The sequence below is a fragment of the Embleya sp. NPDC059213 genome, assembly GCF_042754445.1.
Taxonomy (GTDB): Bacteria; Actinomycetota; Actinomycetes; order Streptomycetales; family Streptomycetaceae; genus Embleya.
This window is the reverse complement of record NZ_JBHZAV010000026.1, coordinates 1-16013: the sequence shown is the minus strand read 5'-3', so window position 1 is coordinate 16013 and position 16013 is coordinate 1. Positions and strand designations below refer to the sequence as shown.

Genomic DNA, 16013 nt, shown 5'->3' with positions numbered 1-16013 from the left:
CGTCGCGGGCCGTCCTCGACGAGGCGTCGCACACCGTCGGACCGGTGAAGCGCGGCTCGGCGGGGCAGGACAGTCACGGTGGCTCCGGTCGGATTCGCCGGAGCGGGTCGACGCGGAGGGGACGGGTTCGAGGGATGACACTCGACGGTGCGCGGGCTGCGGACGACGTGTGGTGGAAGTCCGCCGTGGTGTATCAGATCTACCCACGCAGTTTCGCCGACTCCGACGGCGACGGGATCGGAGACCTGAACGGCATCACCGCACGCCTGGACCACCTGTCGGACCTCGGGGTGGACGTGTTGTGGCTGTCGCCCGTCTATCCCTCGCCGCAGGACGACAACGGCTACGACATCAGCGAATACCGGGACATCGAACCGCTGTTCGGCACCCTGGCCGACTTCGACCGATTGCTCGCATCGGTGCACGAGCGCGGGATGCGGCTGGTGATGGACCTGGTGGTCAACCACACCTCGGACGAGCACGCGTGGTTCCGCGAGTCGCGCGAGGGGCCGAACAGCGCCAAGCGGGACTGGTATTGGTGGCGGCCGGCGCGCAAGGACGCGGGGTCGGCCGGGGCGGTGGGTGCGGCGGGCGCCGCGCCGAACAACTGGGGGTCGTTCTTCTCCGGGTCGGCGTGGCAGCACGATGCCGCGAGCGACGAGTACTACCTGCACCTGTTCTCGCCCAAGCAGCCCGACCTCAACTGGGAGAACCCCGAGGTCCGGCAGGCCGTGTACGCGCTGATGCGCTGGTGGCTGGATCGCGGGGTCGACGGCTTCCGGATGGACGTGATCAACCTGATCTCGAAGGACCCCGACCTGCCGGACGGCCTTCTGCACGGCGACGGCCCGTACGGCGACGGCTCGCCGTACTACGTCAGCGGCCCTCGGGTGCACGAGTACCTCCAGGAGATGCACCGCGAGGTGTTCGCCGGCCGGCCCGAACGCCTGCTCACCGTCGGTGAGATGCCCGGCGTGACGCTGGAGCACGCCCGGCTGTTCACCGATCCGGCCCGCGGCGAGGTGGACATGGTCTTCCAATTCGAGCACGTGGGCCTGGACTTCGGGCGAGACAAGTTCGACCTGCGGCCGCTGCGGCTCACCGACCTCAAGGCTTCGCTGGGCCGCTGGCAGAGCGGCCTCGCCGAGGTGGGTTGGAACAGCCTCTACTGGAACAACCACGACCAGCCCCGGATCGTCTCCCGGTTCGGTGACGACGGACCCGAGTACCGGGTGCGCTCGGCGACCATGCTGGCCACCGTGCTGCACCTGCACCGCGGCACGCCCTACGTCTACCAGGGCGAGGAACTGGGCATGACCAACGCCCCGTTCGCCACGATCGAGGACGTGCACGACATCGAGGCGCTGGGCCACTACGCGCAGGCGGTACGGGCGGGCGAGGACCCGGCCCGGGTGCTCGACGGACTGCGCGCACGGGGCCGGGACAACGCCCGTACGCCGATGCAGTGGGACGCGTCCGAGCACGCCGGCTTCACCACCGGCACGCCCTGGTTGCCGGTCAACCCGAATCACACCACCATCAACGCCGAGGCGGCGGTGGCCGATCCGGATTCGGTCTATCACCACTACCGCCGACTGATCGCCCTGCGGCACAGCGAACCGGCAGTCGTGCACGGCGACTTCACCATGCTGCTCGCGGACGACGAACGGCTGTACGCATTCACCCGCCGACACCGGGGCATCACGCTGCTCGTGCTCGCCAACTTCACCGGCGAGACGGTGGCGCTACCGGCCGATCTGGCGGCGCAGGGGGCGCGGGCGCCGCTCGTACTCGGCAACGCGGGGCCGATCGACGCGCTGATATTGCGCCCCTGGGAAGCTCGCGTACATCGGTACGTGTAGCCAACCGGCACGCCGGATACAGAGCGCGTATGAGGACTATCGCTTCCGTCACCACCATTGCCCTCGCGTCGTCCGTCCTGGTCGCGGGCGCGGCCTCGACGGCCGGCGCCCAAAAGAGCAACCGCGCCCCGCTGCGCACGTGCGCCGAGGGCTCGCTCGGCTACGACGCACACGCGCTGCCACCGATCGCGAGCAGCGTGGTACTGGTCACCGTCACCAACCTGGCCGGCTCGGCCTGCACGATCGACCGTTTCCCGACGGTGACCTTCGCCGGGCTGGACGGCACGGCGCAACCGGTGCCGCCGGTGTCGAGCGGCGCGCGGCGGATCGACGCCGCCGGGAAGTTGTACGCGGCGCTGCGCACCGACGACCGCAGCGGCGCGGCACGATACGTTCCGAGCCTGACCGTCGCGGCCCATCCGGCCCATACCGGCAAAACCTTCACCGCAGCCGGAATCGGCGCGCCGGCACCGGGTATCGCGGTCTCCGATCCGATCACCACGCTGTGGCGGAACAGCGTCGACGAGGCGGTGGACGCGCTCCCGGGTTGAGCCGGCCATCGAGCCGCGGCCGGTCGCCGATTCGGGCGCATCGGCCGCGGCCTTTCGGCGCTGCGGATTCGGGGGCGCCGCTGGGCGCGTATCCGGCCGGCTACGACATCGTGGTGAACCGTGTTCGCCAGGACACCGACGCGCCCGGGACGGCCCGACCGCCTGGGACGCGGATCCGACGATCGCCAAGGCGATCGAGATCCGCGACGGCATCGTGCGGAACCCGAAAATCCTCAGCTTTCAACATCGTTCCGCCGACTACCCGCATCCGGTGGTGGCCCGCGCGGGAGGATGAGCGGGGACGGTGCCGTGCCACAGGCGGGGGGACGATGCGGATCCGGGTGGTGGGGCGGGCGCACGCCGAGCCCAGGCGGGTCGTCTTCACGTCCGGGGTCGGCGGCGGGGTCGGCTATTGGAACGTCGGGGACGGCTTTGCGGATCGGCTGCCGGTGGTCGGCGCGTGCTACGACGTCGAGGTCGATCCGCCGGACGACGTGGCCGAGTGGACGCGGGCGCCGACCGGGGAGCCGACCGGGTTCTCGCCGGTGCGCGAGGGCGTGGCGGTGACGGGCAGGCTGGAGTGGGTCGGTCGGGACGGTGAGCCGCAGGTGGTGATGCGGCTGGGCCCGGGGATCATGACGATCGATGTGGCTTGGGGATTCGAGGAGTTGTCGGTGGGCGACGTGATCCGCTTCGAGGCTCCGTGGCTCGAACTCTGGCCCTACGTGGTGTGAACAGGCGCGCCGAAGGCGCTCGTCGGCGGGCGAGGGCCTTCGGCGCGGTCGGTTGGTTACTTGTCGCTCGGGAAGGTGCGGTGGGCGCCGCCGGGTTCGCTGCGGGTCCGGGGTTGGGCGGCGGGGTCCGCGGACCAGGTGGTGCCGGTTTCGTCGTCGGCGGTGGGCTCGTACTGGAGGCGGTCGGCGCGGGCCTCGGCCTGTGCGGCCCGCTCGCGCGCCATGGCCGCGTCCTGGCGGGCGGTCGCGGTGTTGCGTTCGAGGATGGCCCGGTCGACGGCGCGCCGGTCACGGTTGTGGCGGGCCCGGCCCATTCGGGCCCTGCTGCCGATCATGAGCAGGCCGATGCCGAAGATCAGGGCCAATGCGAGGCCCGAACAGAAGATCGCCAGCGAGTTGAGCGTGACCATGTCGGTATCGAAGATGCTCACCGTGTACTCGGGTCCGCCCGATGTGTTGTAGGCGATCAGCAGAGCCGCGAACGCTGCGGCACAGCCGGCAAGCAACAGTCCCAGAAGGAACATGGCGTCATCCTTCTTGTCCGGAGGGCGACAATTCCCCCGTAGTCAGCGCTTACCCGCTCACCATCCCCACACACGACCCACCCCCCGGCTCGGCTCTGGGTCGGGCGGCGCGGCACTGCGCAGGGTGCGGGCTGGGGGACTGCCGCCCGCGTTGCCCCGCCTGCCCGCTTGTGCCCGGCCGCCTGCCCTGCCCGACTGTGGTGAGCGTTTCATGGCGTTCTGTTCGTGGGTGCGTGGTGGTGTTGTCTCTGTGTGAACGCGTTGTGGCGTTGTGGTGTGGGCCGGCGCGGTGGGGGTGGGTGAGGGGGTGATGGGGCGGGGCTAGGGTCGGGGCGACTTGATCGTTGTTCGAAGGGACGTCCGGGCCATGCGTCTTGGGTTTGCCGGATTCGCGCACAGCCATCCGTTCACCGATGCGGGTGTGGCCCGTGACCTGGGGGTGACGCGGATCGATGGTTGGGCGGCGGGGGAGCCAGGGCGATTCGCGGCCTTTCGGGAGCGGCACGAGTGTGAATCGGCCGGATCGCTCACGGAGTTGCTCGACCGCCGGCCGGACGCCGTGGTGGTGACCGTGCGGCCGGCGCTGATCGCGGACACCGTCGCCCGGATCCTGCGGGCCGGCGTACCGTGCTTCGTGAACAAGCCGGCCGCCTCCTCGGTCGCCGCGCTCGCCGAGTTGCACCGGGCCGTGACCGGGTACGAGGAACGTTTCCTGACCACGTCCGTGTTGCGCTTCGCGCCGGCCGTGACGGAGTTGGCCGAACGCATCGCGGGCCGCCGGGTGTTGAGTGCCCGGGCGCTGGTCCGGCACGACATCGCCGGCTTTCTGACACCGGAGCGCGCCTGGCAGGACGACCCGGCCGAGGGCGGCGGCACGCTGGTCTCGCTCGGCCTGCACGGCGCCGAACTCCTGGACGCGGTGGCCGGCCCCGGCGCGCGGGTGCTGGCCGCCACCGGTTCGGTCCTGGTCCACCCGACCACCCGCTCGGAGGACGTCGGCGCGATCATGCTCGGCTGGCCGGACGGGCGCGTGGGCACGATCGAGGTCGCCGGGGTGGGCGGCGACGAGGTCTACGAGGTGGCCGTACAGACCGAGGACGGCGTCGAGACCGCCCGTCTCGGCGGCTCCGACTGGCAGGAGGCCCTCGGCTACCGAGCCACCATGCGCGCCGTACTCGCCATGGCCGCCGGCGCCCCCTCCCCCCTCCCATGGCCCCGCACGCACGCGGTCCTCACCGCAGCCACCACCGCAGCCACCCTCGCCCGCCCCTGACCCCAACCCCCCCCGACGCCCGCGCCGGACTCCCACACGCCCGTCGTCAGCCCTGGCCCACGCCCCACGCCCCACGCTCGACGCAGGCGCTCGCTGCTGACGCCCGACGACTGCGCCCGAGCTTCTTGCCTGGCCCGATCCCCGCGCCCATGGCCCACGTCTGTGCCTGGCCCACCTGCTTGACGCCCACGCCCGGCCCATGCCCGGCCCGCCCTGCGCCCGGTCCGCGCCTGGTTCGTGCTCGACCGCCGTGCGTTTTACGACCGCGCCCCGCGCTGGCCCATCCGGTGTGCCGACGCCTGTGGTCGGGTCAGGGGTGGGGGTGGGTGGCTTTTCGGAGGAGGGGGAGGGAAGCCAGAAGGAGGATGGGGAGCAGCAGGAAGGCGGCGCGGGTGGGCATCAGGTCGGTGGCGAGGCCGAGGAGGAAGGGGGCGCCGCCGGCGGCGAGGGTGGTGGCCACGGCCAGGCGGGAGACGGCGAGGTCGGCTCGGCCGTCGGCGGCGCGGATCGCGGCGGCGGTGGCCAGCGGGAACTGTACGGACATGCCCAGGCCGGAGACGAACAGGCCGAGGTAGGCGAGCCAGGGGACCGTGGCCGACCAGAACAGTGCGAAGCCGACCAGGTTCACCGCGACCGCGCCGCCGTACAGCCGCTGCAACGGGAGGCGCAGCGCGAGCCGCCCGCCCGCCAGCCGGCCCAGGCACAGGCCGGCCACCACGGCGGTCATCGCGGTGGCGGCGGCACCCTCGGACATCCCGGTGCGATCACGCAGCAGCGTCGAGGCCCACAACGACAGCGAGAACTCGACCCCCACCGAGCACACCGTCAACAACCAGGCCCACCAATACGCGGCGGGCAGCGACCCACCAGCCGACGGCGACGGCGACGGCGACGGGGGCGCGGCGACCAGGTCCGGCACCCGCGTCCGCCCGAAGCCCACCGCCAGGGCGCCGAAGAGCACCGGGACCAGCAACATCGCCCAGCGCCAGCCCGGCCCGGACGAGTCCATCACGCCGATCAGCAGCGGCGCGGCCATCCCGACGCCGGCCGCGAGCCCGTTGGCCTCGCTCAGGGCGCTCGGACCGGCGATCGGGCCGTGGTGGTCCGCCAGTGCCGTGCCGGCCACGTTGACCACCAGGAACGCGCCGAACCCACACAGCAGCGCCGCGCTCAGCGACACCGCCGGCGTCCCGGCCGCGCAGTACGCCAACACGCCCGCGCTCAACAACACACAGCCCGCCCACAACGTGCGCCCGCGCCCGAACCGCCGCATCGGCCGATCGCCGAGCAGCGCGATCAACACGCCGGCCGCCGCGTACGCCGTACTGTGCAGCGCCGCCACCGCGTTGCTCACGCCCAGGTCGTCGCCGAGCAGCGTGACCGACGGCCCGAAGCAGTACAGGAAGTAGCCGAACGCCGCCATGTGCAGATACAGCAGCCAGGTCGCGCGATCACGGGTCAACCCCGATATCGAACCCTCGATCACGCGAAATCGCCCACCGTCGTCCTCGTCCGCATCCTGTGGGCCCCGTCGCGGATGGTCCCGCCCCGCCGGGATCGTATGCGACCCGCGGGCCCCCGGGCACCTCGGGGACGCGGCGGCCGGGTCGGGAAGGCCACGGCGACCATCGGCGCCTGCCCACCCGCCCGACACCCCCCGGATCAGGCCGGACGCGTCCACCCCGTGCGCAGCAGCCGCTCCGCCACGCCCGTCGGATCCGCCGGCGCCCGTCCGTCCGCGCGCAGCCGATCCAGGCCCAGCAACGCGGCGCCCACGACCGGCGGATCCACCGCCACCCGCAACACCGCGCGCGGCGCGGAGCGCAGGATCAGCCGGGAGACCGCCGCCATCAACATCGGGGGCTGCGCCGCCAGGACCCCGCCGCCCAGCACGACGTCCGCCTCCTCCGCCAGCAGGTCGAGCCGACCCAGCGCGGTCACCGCCATCACCGCGATCTCCCCGGCCTGGCGCTCGACCACCTCGCCCGCCACCGCGTCCCCACCGTCGGCGATCCGGAACAACAGCGGGACCAGCTCGTGCAGCCGCTCGCTCGCCAACTCGCCCAGATGCACCGCCTCGGCCACCGCGGTCGCCGACTCCAGGCCGAAATGCCCGGCCGTCGCCTCGGCCAACGCGGTCGCCGGTCCCCGACCGTCCTCGGCCCGGACCGACGACCACATCACCTCCTCCATCAGGCCCAGCCCGCCGCCCCAGTCGCCGGTCATCCGCCCCAGCGCCGGGAATCGCGCGGTCCGCCCGTCCGGCAGCAGGCCCACGCAGTTGATCCCGGCCCCGCACACCACCGCGACCCCGCGCGGCGCGCCCGTGCCCGAGCGCAACACCGCGAACGTGTCGTTGCCGACGGTGACCGTCCGGGCCCAGCCCCGGTCCTCGAACTCCTTGCGGAGCTGCAACTCCTCCACCGGCAGGTCGATGTTGGCCAGATACGCCGCGACGTGCTCCACCGGTCCGGCCCCCGCGGCCGACCGCAACACCTCCTCGACCAGTGAGGCGATCCGCTCGACCGCCGCGTCCTGGCCGAGTTGGTACGGCGCGTAGCCCGCGCCCCGACCGCGCCCCCAGACCCGACCGTCCGCGTCGACCACCGCGACATCGGTCTTGGAGTTGCCCGCGTCGATCGCGAGCACGGCCGGGGCCGATCCGGAGGACTCGGCCCCGCCCTCCGTCACCGGGCCCACGGCAGGTGCTCCTTGCCCGCCGCGAGCAGCCGATCGGCGAGTGCCTCGGCGATGTCGTACTGTCCGACCAGCGGATGCGCGAGCAACGCGGTGACCACCCGATCGCGCCCACCGCGCAACGCGGCGTCCAGCGCGAGTTCCTCGTACGCCGCCACGTGCGCGATCAACCCGGAGTGCAGCGGCCCCAGCGGCGCCACCGGCAGCGGCGTCGCGCCGTTCGCGTCGATCCGCGACGGCACCTCGATCACCGCGTCGTCCGGCAGGAAGGGCAACGTGCCGTTGTTGCGCACGTCGGCGATCTGGACCCGGTCGCTCTCCTCGGTGCTCGTGCCCAGCAGCGCGGCCACCAGGGCCACCGCCGCCTCCGAGTAGTAGGCCCCGCCCCGGCGTTCCAGCAGCTCCGGCTTGGTGTCCAGGGTCGGATCCGCGTACAGCTCCAGCAGTTCGCGCTCGATCGCGGCCACCTGTTGGGCGCGGGAGGCGCTGTGCCGCTGGGCGGAAACCACCGCGTCGTGCGCGTAGAAGTAGCGCAGGTAGTAGGACGGCACGGTGCCCTGCGCGCGCAGCAGTTCGACCGGCAGTTCGAGGTCCTCGGCGATCGCCGGACCGTGCTCGGCCAGCAGCGTCGACATCAGGTCCGGACCCGGCTCGCCGTGCTCGTCCAGCAGGTACAAACCGCGTTCCCAGGTCAGGTGGTTGAGCCCGACGTGGTCCAGCCGCAGCCGCTCCGGCGCGACGTCGAGCATCGCGGCGAACCGGCGCTGGAAGCCGATCGCGACGTTGCACAGGCCCACCGCGCGGTGGCCGGCGTCCAGCAGCGCGCGGGTGACGATGCCCACCGGGTTGGTGAAGTCCACGATCCACGCGTTCGGCGCGGCCCGGCGCACCCGTTCGGCCGCGTCCAGCACCACCGGCACCGTGCGCAGCGCCTTGGCCAGGCCACCCGCGCCGGTGGTCTCCTGCCCCACGCAGCCGCAGTCCAGTGGCCATTCCTCGTCCTGCGCGCGGGCCTCCTGACCGCCCACCCGGAGCTGGAAGAGCACCGCGTCGCAGTCCTCGACCCCCGCGTCCAGGTCGTCGGTCAGCACCACCCGGGCCGGGTGGCCGTACCGGGCCAGGATGCGCCGCACCACCGCGCCCACCGGCTCCAGCCGTTCGATCGCCGGGTCCACGAGCACCAGCTCGTCGACCGGCAATGATTTGCGCAACCGGCCCAGGCCGTCCGCCAGTTCGGGCGTGTACGTGGACCCACCGCCCACCACAGCGAGCTTCAACCCTTTACTCCCGTCAAAGTCACGCCCTCGATGAACGCCTTCTGGGCGAAGAAGAACACGAGGATCACCGGCGCCATCACAAGGAGCGTGGCGGCCATCATGAGATTCCAATTGACCTGGTGCGCGCCCTTGAACGACTCCAGGCCGTAGGACAGGGTCCATGCGCCCGGATTCTCGGACGCGTACACCTGTGGACCGAAGTAGTCGTTCCAGCAGTAGAAGAACTGGAACAGCGCCACCGCCGCGATCGCCGGCCGGATCATCGGCAGCACGATCGAGATCAGGATGCGCAGCTCGCCGCACCCGTCCACCCGGGCCGCGTCCAGGTATTCGGACGGGATGGTGAGCAGGAACTGACGAAGCAGGAAGATGGTGAACGCGTCGCCGAAGGCCATCGGGATGATCAACGGCCAGAGCGTCCCGCTCAGATGCATCTGCTTGGCCCAGAAGATGTACATCGGGATGATGATCACCTGCGGCGGCAACATCATCGAGGAGATCACCATCATCAGCGCCACGCCCCGGAAGCGGAACCGGAACTTGGCCAGCGCGTAGGCCACCGGCAGGCTGGAGACGACGGTGAACAGGGTGCCCAGGCCGGCGTACAGCAGCGTGTTGCGCCACCAGGTGCCGAAGCCCGGAGTCTCCATCACCTTGGTGTAGTTGCCCCACTCCCACGAGGTGGGCCACAGGTCGCTGGTCAGCGCCTGCTTGTTGCTCATCACCGAGGTCAGGAACAGGAACACGAACGGCAGGATGAAGAACAGTACGGCGGTGACGGCGAGCGTGTGCACGCCGATCCAGGTCAGTACGCGCTTGCGCCGGTGTGGGCGCGGCGGCGTCCGGGCGGGCGCGAGCGGCGGCGCGATGCCGACGGCCTCGGCCGTGACGGTCTGGGCCATGGATCCGATCCCTTCTGGGCACGGTGGATCGTCGAACTGGGTTTACCGGCAAGGGAGTTCCAACGCCGGTGGCGAGTGCGGGCGGGATTCGGCCCGACTCTCAGTCGTCGTCGAGCAGACCCGAGCGGCGACGCAGCAGCAGGAAGGTGAACGCCATCGCGATCACGAACAGGAGCAGCGAGATCACACACGCCGCACCCGTGTTGAAGGTGGAGAACCCTTCCTCGTAGACCAGTTGCGGCAGCGTCAGCGTGGTGCCCTGCGGATAGCCCGGTTCGAACGACTGGCCGGAGTTGCCGATGATGCCGCTCGCGACCTTTCCGGCCACCATCGCCTGGGTGTAGTACTGCATGGTCTGGATCACGCCGGTGACCACGGCGAACAGCACCACCGGGGTGATCGCCGGCCAGGTCACGTACCGAAAGCGCTGCCACGGCCCGACGCCGTCCAACTCGGCCGCCTCGTACTGCTCGCGCGGCACGTCCAGCAGCGACGCGGTGAAGATCACCAGCAGATCGCCGATGCCCCACAGTGCGAGCAGGGTGAGCGCGGGCTTGGACCAGTCCGGGTCGTTGAACCAACCGGGCTGCGGGATACCGACGTTGCCGAGCAGGTGGTTGACCGGACCGGTACCCGGGTTGAGCAGGAACGCGAAGCCGATCGTGGCGGCCACCGGCGGGGCCAGGTAGGGCAGGTAGGACAGCGTGCGGAAGAGCCCGCCGCCGCGCTTGAGCCGGATCGCCAACATGCCCAGCCCCAGGCCGAAGATCACCCGCAAGGTGACCATCACCACGACCAGCCACAGCGTGTTGCGCAACGCCTGCCACAGCGGCGGGTAGTCGTTGAGCACGTAGTTCCAGTTGCGCAGGCCCACCCAGACCGGCGCGTTGATCAGGTCGTAGCGGGTGAACGAGTAGTACACGGTCGCGCAGAGCGGATACGCGAAGAAGACCGTGAAGCCGATCAGCCACGGGGAAAGAAAGGCGAGCGTGCGCAGGTTCCGCCGGCGGCGCTGCCTGCGCAGCGCCGCCGGGACCTCCGCCGCCGCGGGGGCGGTCGTGGTCATCGGATCACTTGACCTGGGCCACGTCGGTGTCGATCTGCTTGTCCAGATCGGCCAGGCTCTTGGTCAGGTCGCCGCCCTGGCCGGCTTCCCACTTGTAGGCGTACTCGGAGAGGGTGACCTGGTACTTGCCGCCGTTGGGGCTGGCGGGCGTGGTGTTGCTGGCGGGGTGCTTGAAGGCGTCGATGAACGGCTTGAAGTGCTCGTCGTTCGCCAGCGGCGACGCGGCCAGCGCGGCGTTGGTGCTGGGCACGTTGTGGATCGCCTGCGAGAACGCCACCAGCGCCTCGGTGTCGGTGGTGACGAACTTGACGAACTCCCAAGCGGCGGCCTGGTGGTGGCTCGACTTGGCGATGCCGACGGTGGTGCCGGTGAGGTAGCTGCGGCCGTACTTGTCCTGCTGGTCGTCCGGGACCGGGAACGGCGCGGTGCCGTAGTTCAGGTTCGGCGCGTCCTGGGCGAGCATCGCGGTGCGCCACTCGCCGTCCATGGTCATCGCGAGCTTGCCGCTCATGAACGGGTTCTCGGCGGAGAACTCCTCACCGAACGTGGTGCGGAACTTCTCCAGCTTGTCGAACCCTCCCTGGCTCTCCACGAATTGCTTCTGCCAGTTGAAGAACTGCGGGACGACCGGGTCCTTGGACAGGTTCGACTTGCCGTCGGGCGTCTGGTAGGTCGGGCCGAACTGGGCCAGCGTGTGCGCGGCGGAGAACTCGTAGGCGTGGAAGGTCGGCACGAAGCCGGCGACCTTGAACGTCCCGTCGCCGTTCAACTGGTTGAGCTTCTTGGCGGTCTCGGCCAGCTCGGTGAACGTCTTCGGCGGCTGGGTGATGCCCGCCGCGGCGAACATGTCCTTGTTGTAGTACAGCCCGTACGAGTCGGCGAGCAGCGGCAGGGCGCAACGCTTGCCCTGGAACTGGGTGTAGTCCAAAACCGGCTTGGGGAAGGTCGTGGCGGGGTCGATGTTGGACTTGGCCAGCCACGGCGCCAGATCGGTCCACGAGCCCGAGGTACAGAACTGGCCGACGTTGTCGGTGGTGAACGAGGAGACCACGTCCGGGCCCTTGCCGGAGCGGATGCCCTGGGTGATCTTGTCGTCGGTGACGTTGGAGACCACCTTGACCTTGATGTTGGGGTGCTTCGCGGTGAACTTGGCGACCAGGTCGTCGACCGCCTTGGTCTCGCTCTCGGCGCTCCAGCCGTGCCAGAAGGTGATGGTGACCTTCTTGTCGGGCGCCTCCTCGGCACCGGTTCCCGAGCCGCCGTCGTCGCCGGCGCACGCGGAGGCCATCAGGGCGAGCGTGGCGGCGCACGCGAGGGTCGTGATGGAACGACGGAGCCGTGGGAGTCTGTGCACTGGGTCCTCCTCCGGAGATGGCGACGGCGCGGCCGGGACGAGCGGCGCCGGGGGCCTTGCGGTGGTACGGGTCGAGCGACAGAGCGCGCGAACGGGCCGAGGCCGGCCGCGACGGGGTGCGGTGCGGGTCGGACGAGTGAGGATGTGCCGCCGGTCGAGCGGGAGTGCGTCAGGTCGTGGTGAAGACGACGTCGCGGGCGACGTCGAGCGCCGCGTGCACGGCGCCGGTGGAGACGGGATTGGCGGGCACGTCGCCGAGCACGACGCGCGGACGCGGGATCGCGAGGCGGTGCAACTCGTCGACCACGCGCGAGCGCAACGCCTCGCCACCGGCCATCGGGATGGCCCCCGACAACACGACGAGCCCCGGATCGAGCACCGAGACGATCACCGCGAGGCCGACCGCCAGCCGGTTGGCCAACTCGTCGAGGAAGGCTCCGCCGCGCGATTCGGTCGCGCGCACGGCGCGGGCGACGGCCTGCGGCGCGGTACGACTGCCCACCCCGTAGGCGCGGGCCAGGGACAACACGGCGGGCGCGCCCGCGAGTTGCTGGAAGCCACCGGTGTTGCGGCGGCTGACGTCGTGCGGCAGCGGGGCGCCGGGCATCGGCATGTAGCCGACCTCGCCCGCGCCACCGGTGGAGCCTCGGTGCAGTCGGCCGCCGAGCACGATCGCGCAGCCGATGCCCTCGTCCACCCACAACAGGACGAAGTCGCCCCCGTCGCGGGCCGATCCGTCCCGCTGCTCGGCGAGCGCGGCCAGGTTGACGTCGTTCTCCACGTCCACGGTCAGGCCGAGTTCCTCGCGGACGAGGTCCAGCACACCGGGGGAGTGCCAACCCGCGAGATGGCGGCCGTAGCGGAACTGTTCGGTGGTCGGGTCGAACGCGCCCGGGATGCCGATCACCACGTGCGCGAGGTCGGCGAGGTCGAGCCCGGCGGGCTTGGCCGCGGCGCGCACCGCGTCCCGGATCCGGCCCGGCGTGTCGGCCGCTTCCCTTCGTGGGGTGGGCAGTTCGTGTTCGCCCACCACCCGTCCGGTGAGATCGGCGATGGCCACCCGGATCCGGGCGGGCGTCACGTCCAGACCCGCGACGTGTCCCGCCGCCGGGTTGATCTCGTAGAGCTGGGCGCCGGGTCCTCGGCCGCCCTCGGTGGTGCCCACCCCGACGACCAGGCCGGCCGCCTCCAGGCGGGAGAGCAACTGCGAGGCGGTCGGCTTCGACAAACCCGTCATCGAGCCGATCTGGCCCCGGGACAGCCGCCCGTGCCGCAAGAGGAGTTCGAGCGCGGCCCGGTCGTTGATGGCCCGCAAGAGGCTCGGCCGCCCGGCCTGCTCCCGCCCGGACGCTCCCGCGCCGCGCTCGGTGCTACCGGCCATCAGCGGTTCTCCCTCTCGCCACTGTTAGGAAACCTTCCTAAGAGTTGTAGAGGAAATTAGGCCCGCCCTCTCGGCACTGTCAAGGGTGTCCGCCAAGGTCGTTTCCCTTGCGGGGCAAGCGAATCGGCGCGAATCTCAACCGGCGCGCGGATGCGCGGCCCGCGCGACGGCTCGGCACCCGGCGCAGAGCCCGGCCGCGATGACCGCGCCGGCGGTGTTCAGGAGCACGTCGTCCACCGACGAGACCCGGCCGATCGCGAGCAACCACTGGGCCGTTTCGATCGCGGCGGACGCACCCGCGGCCAGGCCGGCGATCCGCCACGCGCCCGTTCGACCGGCGAAGTGCGGCGCGTGGAACGGCAGCAGGAAGCCCAGGGCCGCGAACACCGCGAGATTGCCGCCGACCTGGACCACCGCGGTCGCCGGGTCGCCGAGCAGCACCGCCGCGAGGTCGCGCAGCGGCAGCAGGCTGAGCGTGTGGCCGGAGCCGACCGGGGTCAGCACCATCCACACCCACGGCAGGGTGCCCAGCACCATCGCGGCGAGCACCGCGACGCGGGGCCGACGTACCGCGAGCAGGACGACGAGCACGAACGGCGCGGCGACCGCGCACGCGACCAGGACCGCGCCCCACCGTGACCATCCTCCACCCATTCGGCGGACTGTACCGGCGGACGGCGGGGCGCGCAGGCGTATGGGTGGGCGCCATCCGGGCGCATCCGCATGGTTAGGCCGGTGATCTCGGGCAACTCTCAGGGTCCGGCATCTTCTTTGCAGCAGCGCACCGCACTGTACCCACTGCGCCGGCTCCCGGGACCGGTGCACGGACCGCAGGAGGCGGCATTGGCCGACAGCACACCGGCGACCGGGCAGTCGAGCGGGGACACCTACTCGGAGCACCTGGGCCACGTCGTCTTCATCACCGCGGCCGCCGCGATGGGCGGCTTCCTCTTCGGCTACGACAGTTCGGTGATCAACGGCGCGGTCGAGGGCATCCGCGGCAAATTCGAGCCCGGTTCCAGCCTGCTCGCCCAGGTGGTCGCCGCCGCGCTGGTGGGTTGTGCGGTCGGCGCGGCGATCGCCGGACGGATCGCCGACCGGATCGGCCGGATCCGGGTGATGCAGATCGCCGCCGTGCTGTTCGCGGTCAGCGCGGTCGGCTCGGCGCTGCCGTTCGCGCTGTGGGACCTGGCCATGTGGCGGGTGCTCGGCGGGGTGGCGATCGGGATGGCCTCGGTGATCGGCCCGGCCTACATCGCCGAGGTCGCCCCGCCGGCCTATCGCGGTCGGCTCGGCTCGTTCCAGCAGGCCGCGATCGTCACCGGCATCGCGGTCTCGCAGCTCGTCAACTGGGGCATTCTCAACCTCGCCGACGGCGACCAGCGCGGCACGTTGGTCTTCGGCCTGGAGGCGTGGCAGGTGATGCTCGGCGTGATGGTGCTGCCGGCCGTGCTGTACGGCCTGTTCACCTTCACCATCCCCGAGTCGCCGCGCTTCCTGATCTCCGTCGGCCGGATCGATCAGGCCAAGCAGGTGCTCGCCGAGGTGGAGAGCGACCGGGTCGACCTGGACGCGCGCGTCGCCGAGATCAAGGAGGCGATGCGCCGCGAGCACAAGTCCACGTTCAAGGACCTGCTGGGCGGCGGCGGATTCCTGTTCCTGCCGATCGTGTGGGTCGGCATCGGGCTCTCGGTGTTCCAGCAACTGGTCGGCATCAACGTGATCTTCTACTACTCGGCTTCGTTGTGGCAGTCGGTGGGCATCGACCCGAACAGCTCGTTCCTGTACTCGTTCACCACGTCGATCATCAACATCATCGGCACGATCATCGCGATCTTGTTGGTCGACCGAGTGGGCCGCAAACCGCTCGCGCTGGTCGGCTCGACCGGCATGGCGCTCTCCCTCGGCCTGGTCGCGTGGGCCTTCTCCGCCCGGACCGGCCAGGGCAAGAGCATCAAGCTCCCGGACACCGAGGGCACCGTGGCGCTGATCGCGGCCCATTCGTTCGTGCTGTTCTTCGCGCTGTCGTGGGGCGTGGTGGTGTGGGTCTTCCTCGGGGAGATGTTCCCGAACCGGATCCGCGCGGCGGCCCTGGGTGTGGCCGCGTCCGCGCAGTGGATCGCCAACTGGGTGATCACCGTGACGTTCCCGACGCTGTCGGACTGGAATCTGTCGGCGACGTACGTGATGTACGCGTGCTTCGCGGTGTTGTCCATCCCGTTCGTGCTCAAGTTCGTCAAGGAGACGAAGGGCAAGACGCTGGAGGAGATGGGCTGAAGGGCGGGGCGTGCTGCCGAGGGCGGCCGAATGTGGCGCCCGGCCGTGCGGGAGGCGGCGCCTGCGGCCGGGCCGAACGTGGAGCCGGCGGCCGAGACTTGAGGAGAGTCTCGGC

Annotated in this window: 14 protein-coding genes; 5 read left to right on the top strand and 9 right to left on the bottom strand. The window is 71.0% G+C overall.

From position 1 onward, the window contains the following. Window positions 1–134: 134 nt before the first annotated feature. The 3 genes from ACFXMF_RS13040 to ACFXMF_RS13030 all read left to right on the top strand — a co-directional run bounded on the left by ACFXMF_RS13040 (window position 135) and on the right by ACFXMF_RS13030 (window position 3147). Window positions 135–1862: an alpha-glucosidase gene (locus ACFXMF_RS13040; RefSeq protein ID WP_379990796.1), complete on the top strand. Its 1728-nt coding sequence runs from the start codon at window positions 135–137 to the stop codon at window positions 1860–1862. Between the two features lie 29 nt (window positions 1863–1891). After that, a complete protein-coding gene (locus tag ACFXMF_RS13035; RefSeq protein WP_360324119.1) occupies window positions 1892–2413 on the top strand; it encodes a DUF4232 domain-containing protein in 522 nt (173 codons plus the stop codon). Between the two features lie 329 nt (window positions 2414–2742). Next, window positions 2743–3147, top strand: coding sequence for a hypothetical protein (locus ACFXMF_RS13030; protein ID WP_360324123.1), 405 nt, complete (start codon window positions 2743–2745; stop codon window positions 3145–3147). Between the two features lie 56 nt (window positions 3148–3203). Here the strand turns inward: ACFXMF_RS13030 and ACFXMF_RS13025 are convergent, their stop codons facing one another. Continuing rightward, a complete protein-coding gene (locus ACFXMF_RS13025) occupies window positions 3204–3671 on the bottom strand; it encodes a hypothetical protein (RefSeq protein ID WP_360323107.1) in 468 nt (155 codons plus the stop codon). Window positions 3672–4038: 367 nt separating this feature from the next. On the opposite strand from ACFXMF_RS13025, the gene ACFXMF_RS13020 reads away from it, so the two are divergent. Then, entirely contained in the window at window positions 4039–4944 is a 906-nt protein-coding gene (locus ACFXMF_RS13020; RefSeq protein WP_379990795.1) for a Gfo/Idh/MocA family protein, read from the top strand. Between the two features lie 310 nt (window positions 4945–5254). Here ACFXMF_RS13020 and ACFXMF_RS13015 read toward each other — a convergent pair whose 3' ends face one another. From ACFXMF_RS13015 to ACFXMF_RS12980, 8 genes are all read right to left on the bottom strand, one after another. After that, a complete protein-coding gene (locus ACFXMF_RS13015; protein WP_360323111.1) occupies window positions 5255–6406 on the bottom strand; it encodes an MFS transporter in 1152 nt (383 codons plus the stop codon). 200 nt (window positions 6407–6606) lie between these two features. After that, the gene (locus ACFXMF_RS13010) at window positions 6607–7644 is read right to left on the bottom strand and encodes a BadF/BadG/BcrA/BcrD ATPase family protein (RefSeq protein WP_360323113.1); all 1038 of its coding nucleotides are present in this window, start codon (window positions 7642–7644) and stop codon (window positions 6607–6609) included. After that, entirely contained in the window at window positions 7632–8918 is a 1287-nt protein-coding gene (locus tag ACFXMF_RS13005) for a 6-phospho-beta-glucosidase (RefSeq protein ID WP_360323115.1), read from the bottom strand. Before ACFXMF_RS13005 ends, ACFXMF_RS13010 begins: the two co-directional genes overlap by 13 nt. After that, a complete protein-coding gene (locus tag ACFXMF_RS13000; protein ID WP_360323117.1) occupies window positions 8915–9820 on the bottom strand; it encodes a carbohydrate ABC transporter permease in 906 nt (301 codons plus the stop codon). The genes ACFXMF_RS13005 and ACFXMF_RS13000 overlap by 4 nt, the downstream gene beginning before the upstream one ends. Window positions 9821–9920: 100 nt before the next feature. Then, window positions 9921–10886: a sugar ABC transporter permease gene (locus tag ACFXMF_RS12995; protein ID WP_360323119.1), complete on the bottom strand. Its 966-nt coding sequence runs from the start codon at window positions 10884–10886 to the stop codon at window positions 9921–9923. Window positions 10887–10890: 4 nt separating this feature from the next. Continuing rightward, on the bottom strand, window positions 10891–12174 hold the full coding sequence (locus tag ACFXMF_RS12990; protein WP_360323155.1) for an ABC transporter substrate-binding protein: 1284 nt from the start codon (window positions 12172–12174) through the stop codon (window positions 10891–10893). 235 nt (window positions 12175–12409) lie between these two features. Beyond that, on the bottom strand, window positions 12410–13621 hold the full coding sequence (locus ACFXMF_RS12985) for an ROK family transcriptional regulator (RefSeq protein WP_360323121.1): 1212 nt from the start codon (window positions 13619–13621) through the stop codon (window positions 12410–12412). Window positions 13622–13756: 135 nt separating this feature from the next. Beyond that, window positions 13757–14275, bottom strand: a complete 519-nt coding sequence (locus ACFXMF_RS12980) for a VanZ family protein (protein ID WP_379990009.1) — start codon at window positions 14273–14275, stop codon at window positions 13757–13759. 189 nt (window positions 14276–14464) lie between these two features. Between ACFXMF_RS12980 and ACFXMF_RS12975 the strand changes: the two genes are divergently transcribed. Beyond that, complete coding sequence (locus ACFXMF_RS12975; protein ID WP_379990007.1) at window positions 14465–15898, top strand: sugar porter family MFS transporter; 1434 nt, start codon at window positions 14465–14467, stop codon at window positions 15896–15898. Window positions 15899–16013 lie beyond the last annotated feature (115 nt).

Excerpts from the sequence above, each read along its gene's own strand:
- ACFXMF_RS12990 (WP_360323155.1), bottom strand. The coding sequence starts at position 12,174 with ATGGCCTCCGCGTGCGCCGGCGACGACGGCGGCTCGGGAACCGGTGCC.
- ACFXMF_RS12995 (WP_360323119.1), bottom strand. The coding sequence starts at position 10,886 with ATGACCACGACCGCCCCCGCGGCGGCGGAGGTCCCGGCGGCGCTGCGC.
- ACFXMF_RS13025 (WP_360323107.1), bottom strand. The coding sequence starts at position 3,671 with ATGTTCCTTCTGGGACTGTTGCTTGCCGGCTGTGCCGCAGCGTTCGCG.
- ACFXMF_RS13030 (WP_360324123.1), top strand. The coding sequence starts at position 2,743 with ATGCGGATCCGGGTGGTGGGGCGGGCGCACGCCGAGCCCAGGCGGGTC.
- ACFXMF_RS12980 (WP_379990009.1), bottom strand. The coding sequence starts at position 14,275 with ATGGGTGGAGGATGGTCACGGTGGGGCGCGGTCCTGGTCGCGTGCGCG.
- ACFXMF_RS13040 (WP_379990796.1), top strand. The coding sequence starts at position 135 with ATGACACTCGACGGTGCGCGGGCTGCGGACGACGTGTGGTGGAAGTCC.
- ACFXMF_RS13020 (WP_379990795.1), top strand. The coding sequence starts at position 4,039 with ATGCGTCTTGGGTTTGCCGGATTCGCGCACAGCCATCCGTTCACCGAT.
- ACFXMF_RS13000 (WP_360323117.1), bottom strand. The coding sequence starts at position 9,820 with ATGGCCCAGACCGTCACGGCCGAGGCCGTCGGCATCGCGCCGCCGCTC.
- ACFXMF_RS12985 (WP_360323121.1), bottom strand. The coding sequence starts at position 13,621 with ATGGCCGGTAGCACCGAGCGCGGCGCGGGAGCGTCCGGGCGGGAGCAG.
- ACFXMF_RS13035 (WP_360324119.1), top strand. The coding sequence starts at position 1,892 with ATGAGGACTATCGCTTCCGTCACCACCATTGCCCTCGCGTCGTCCGTC.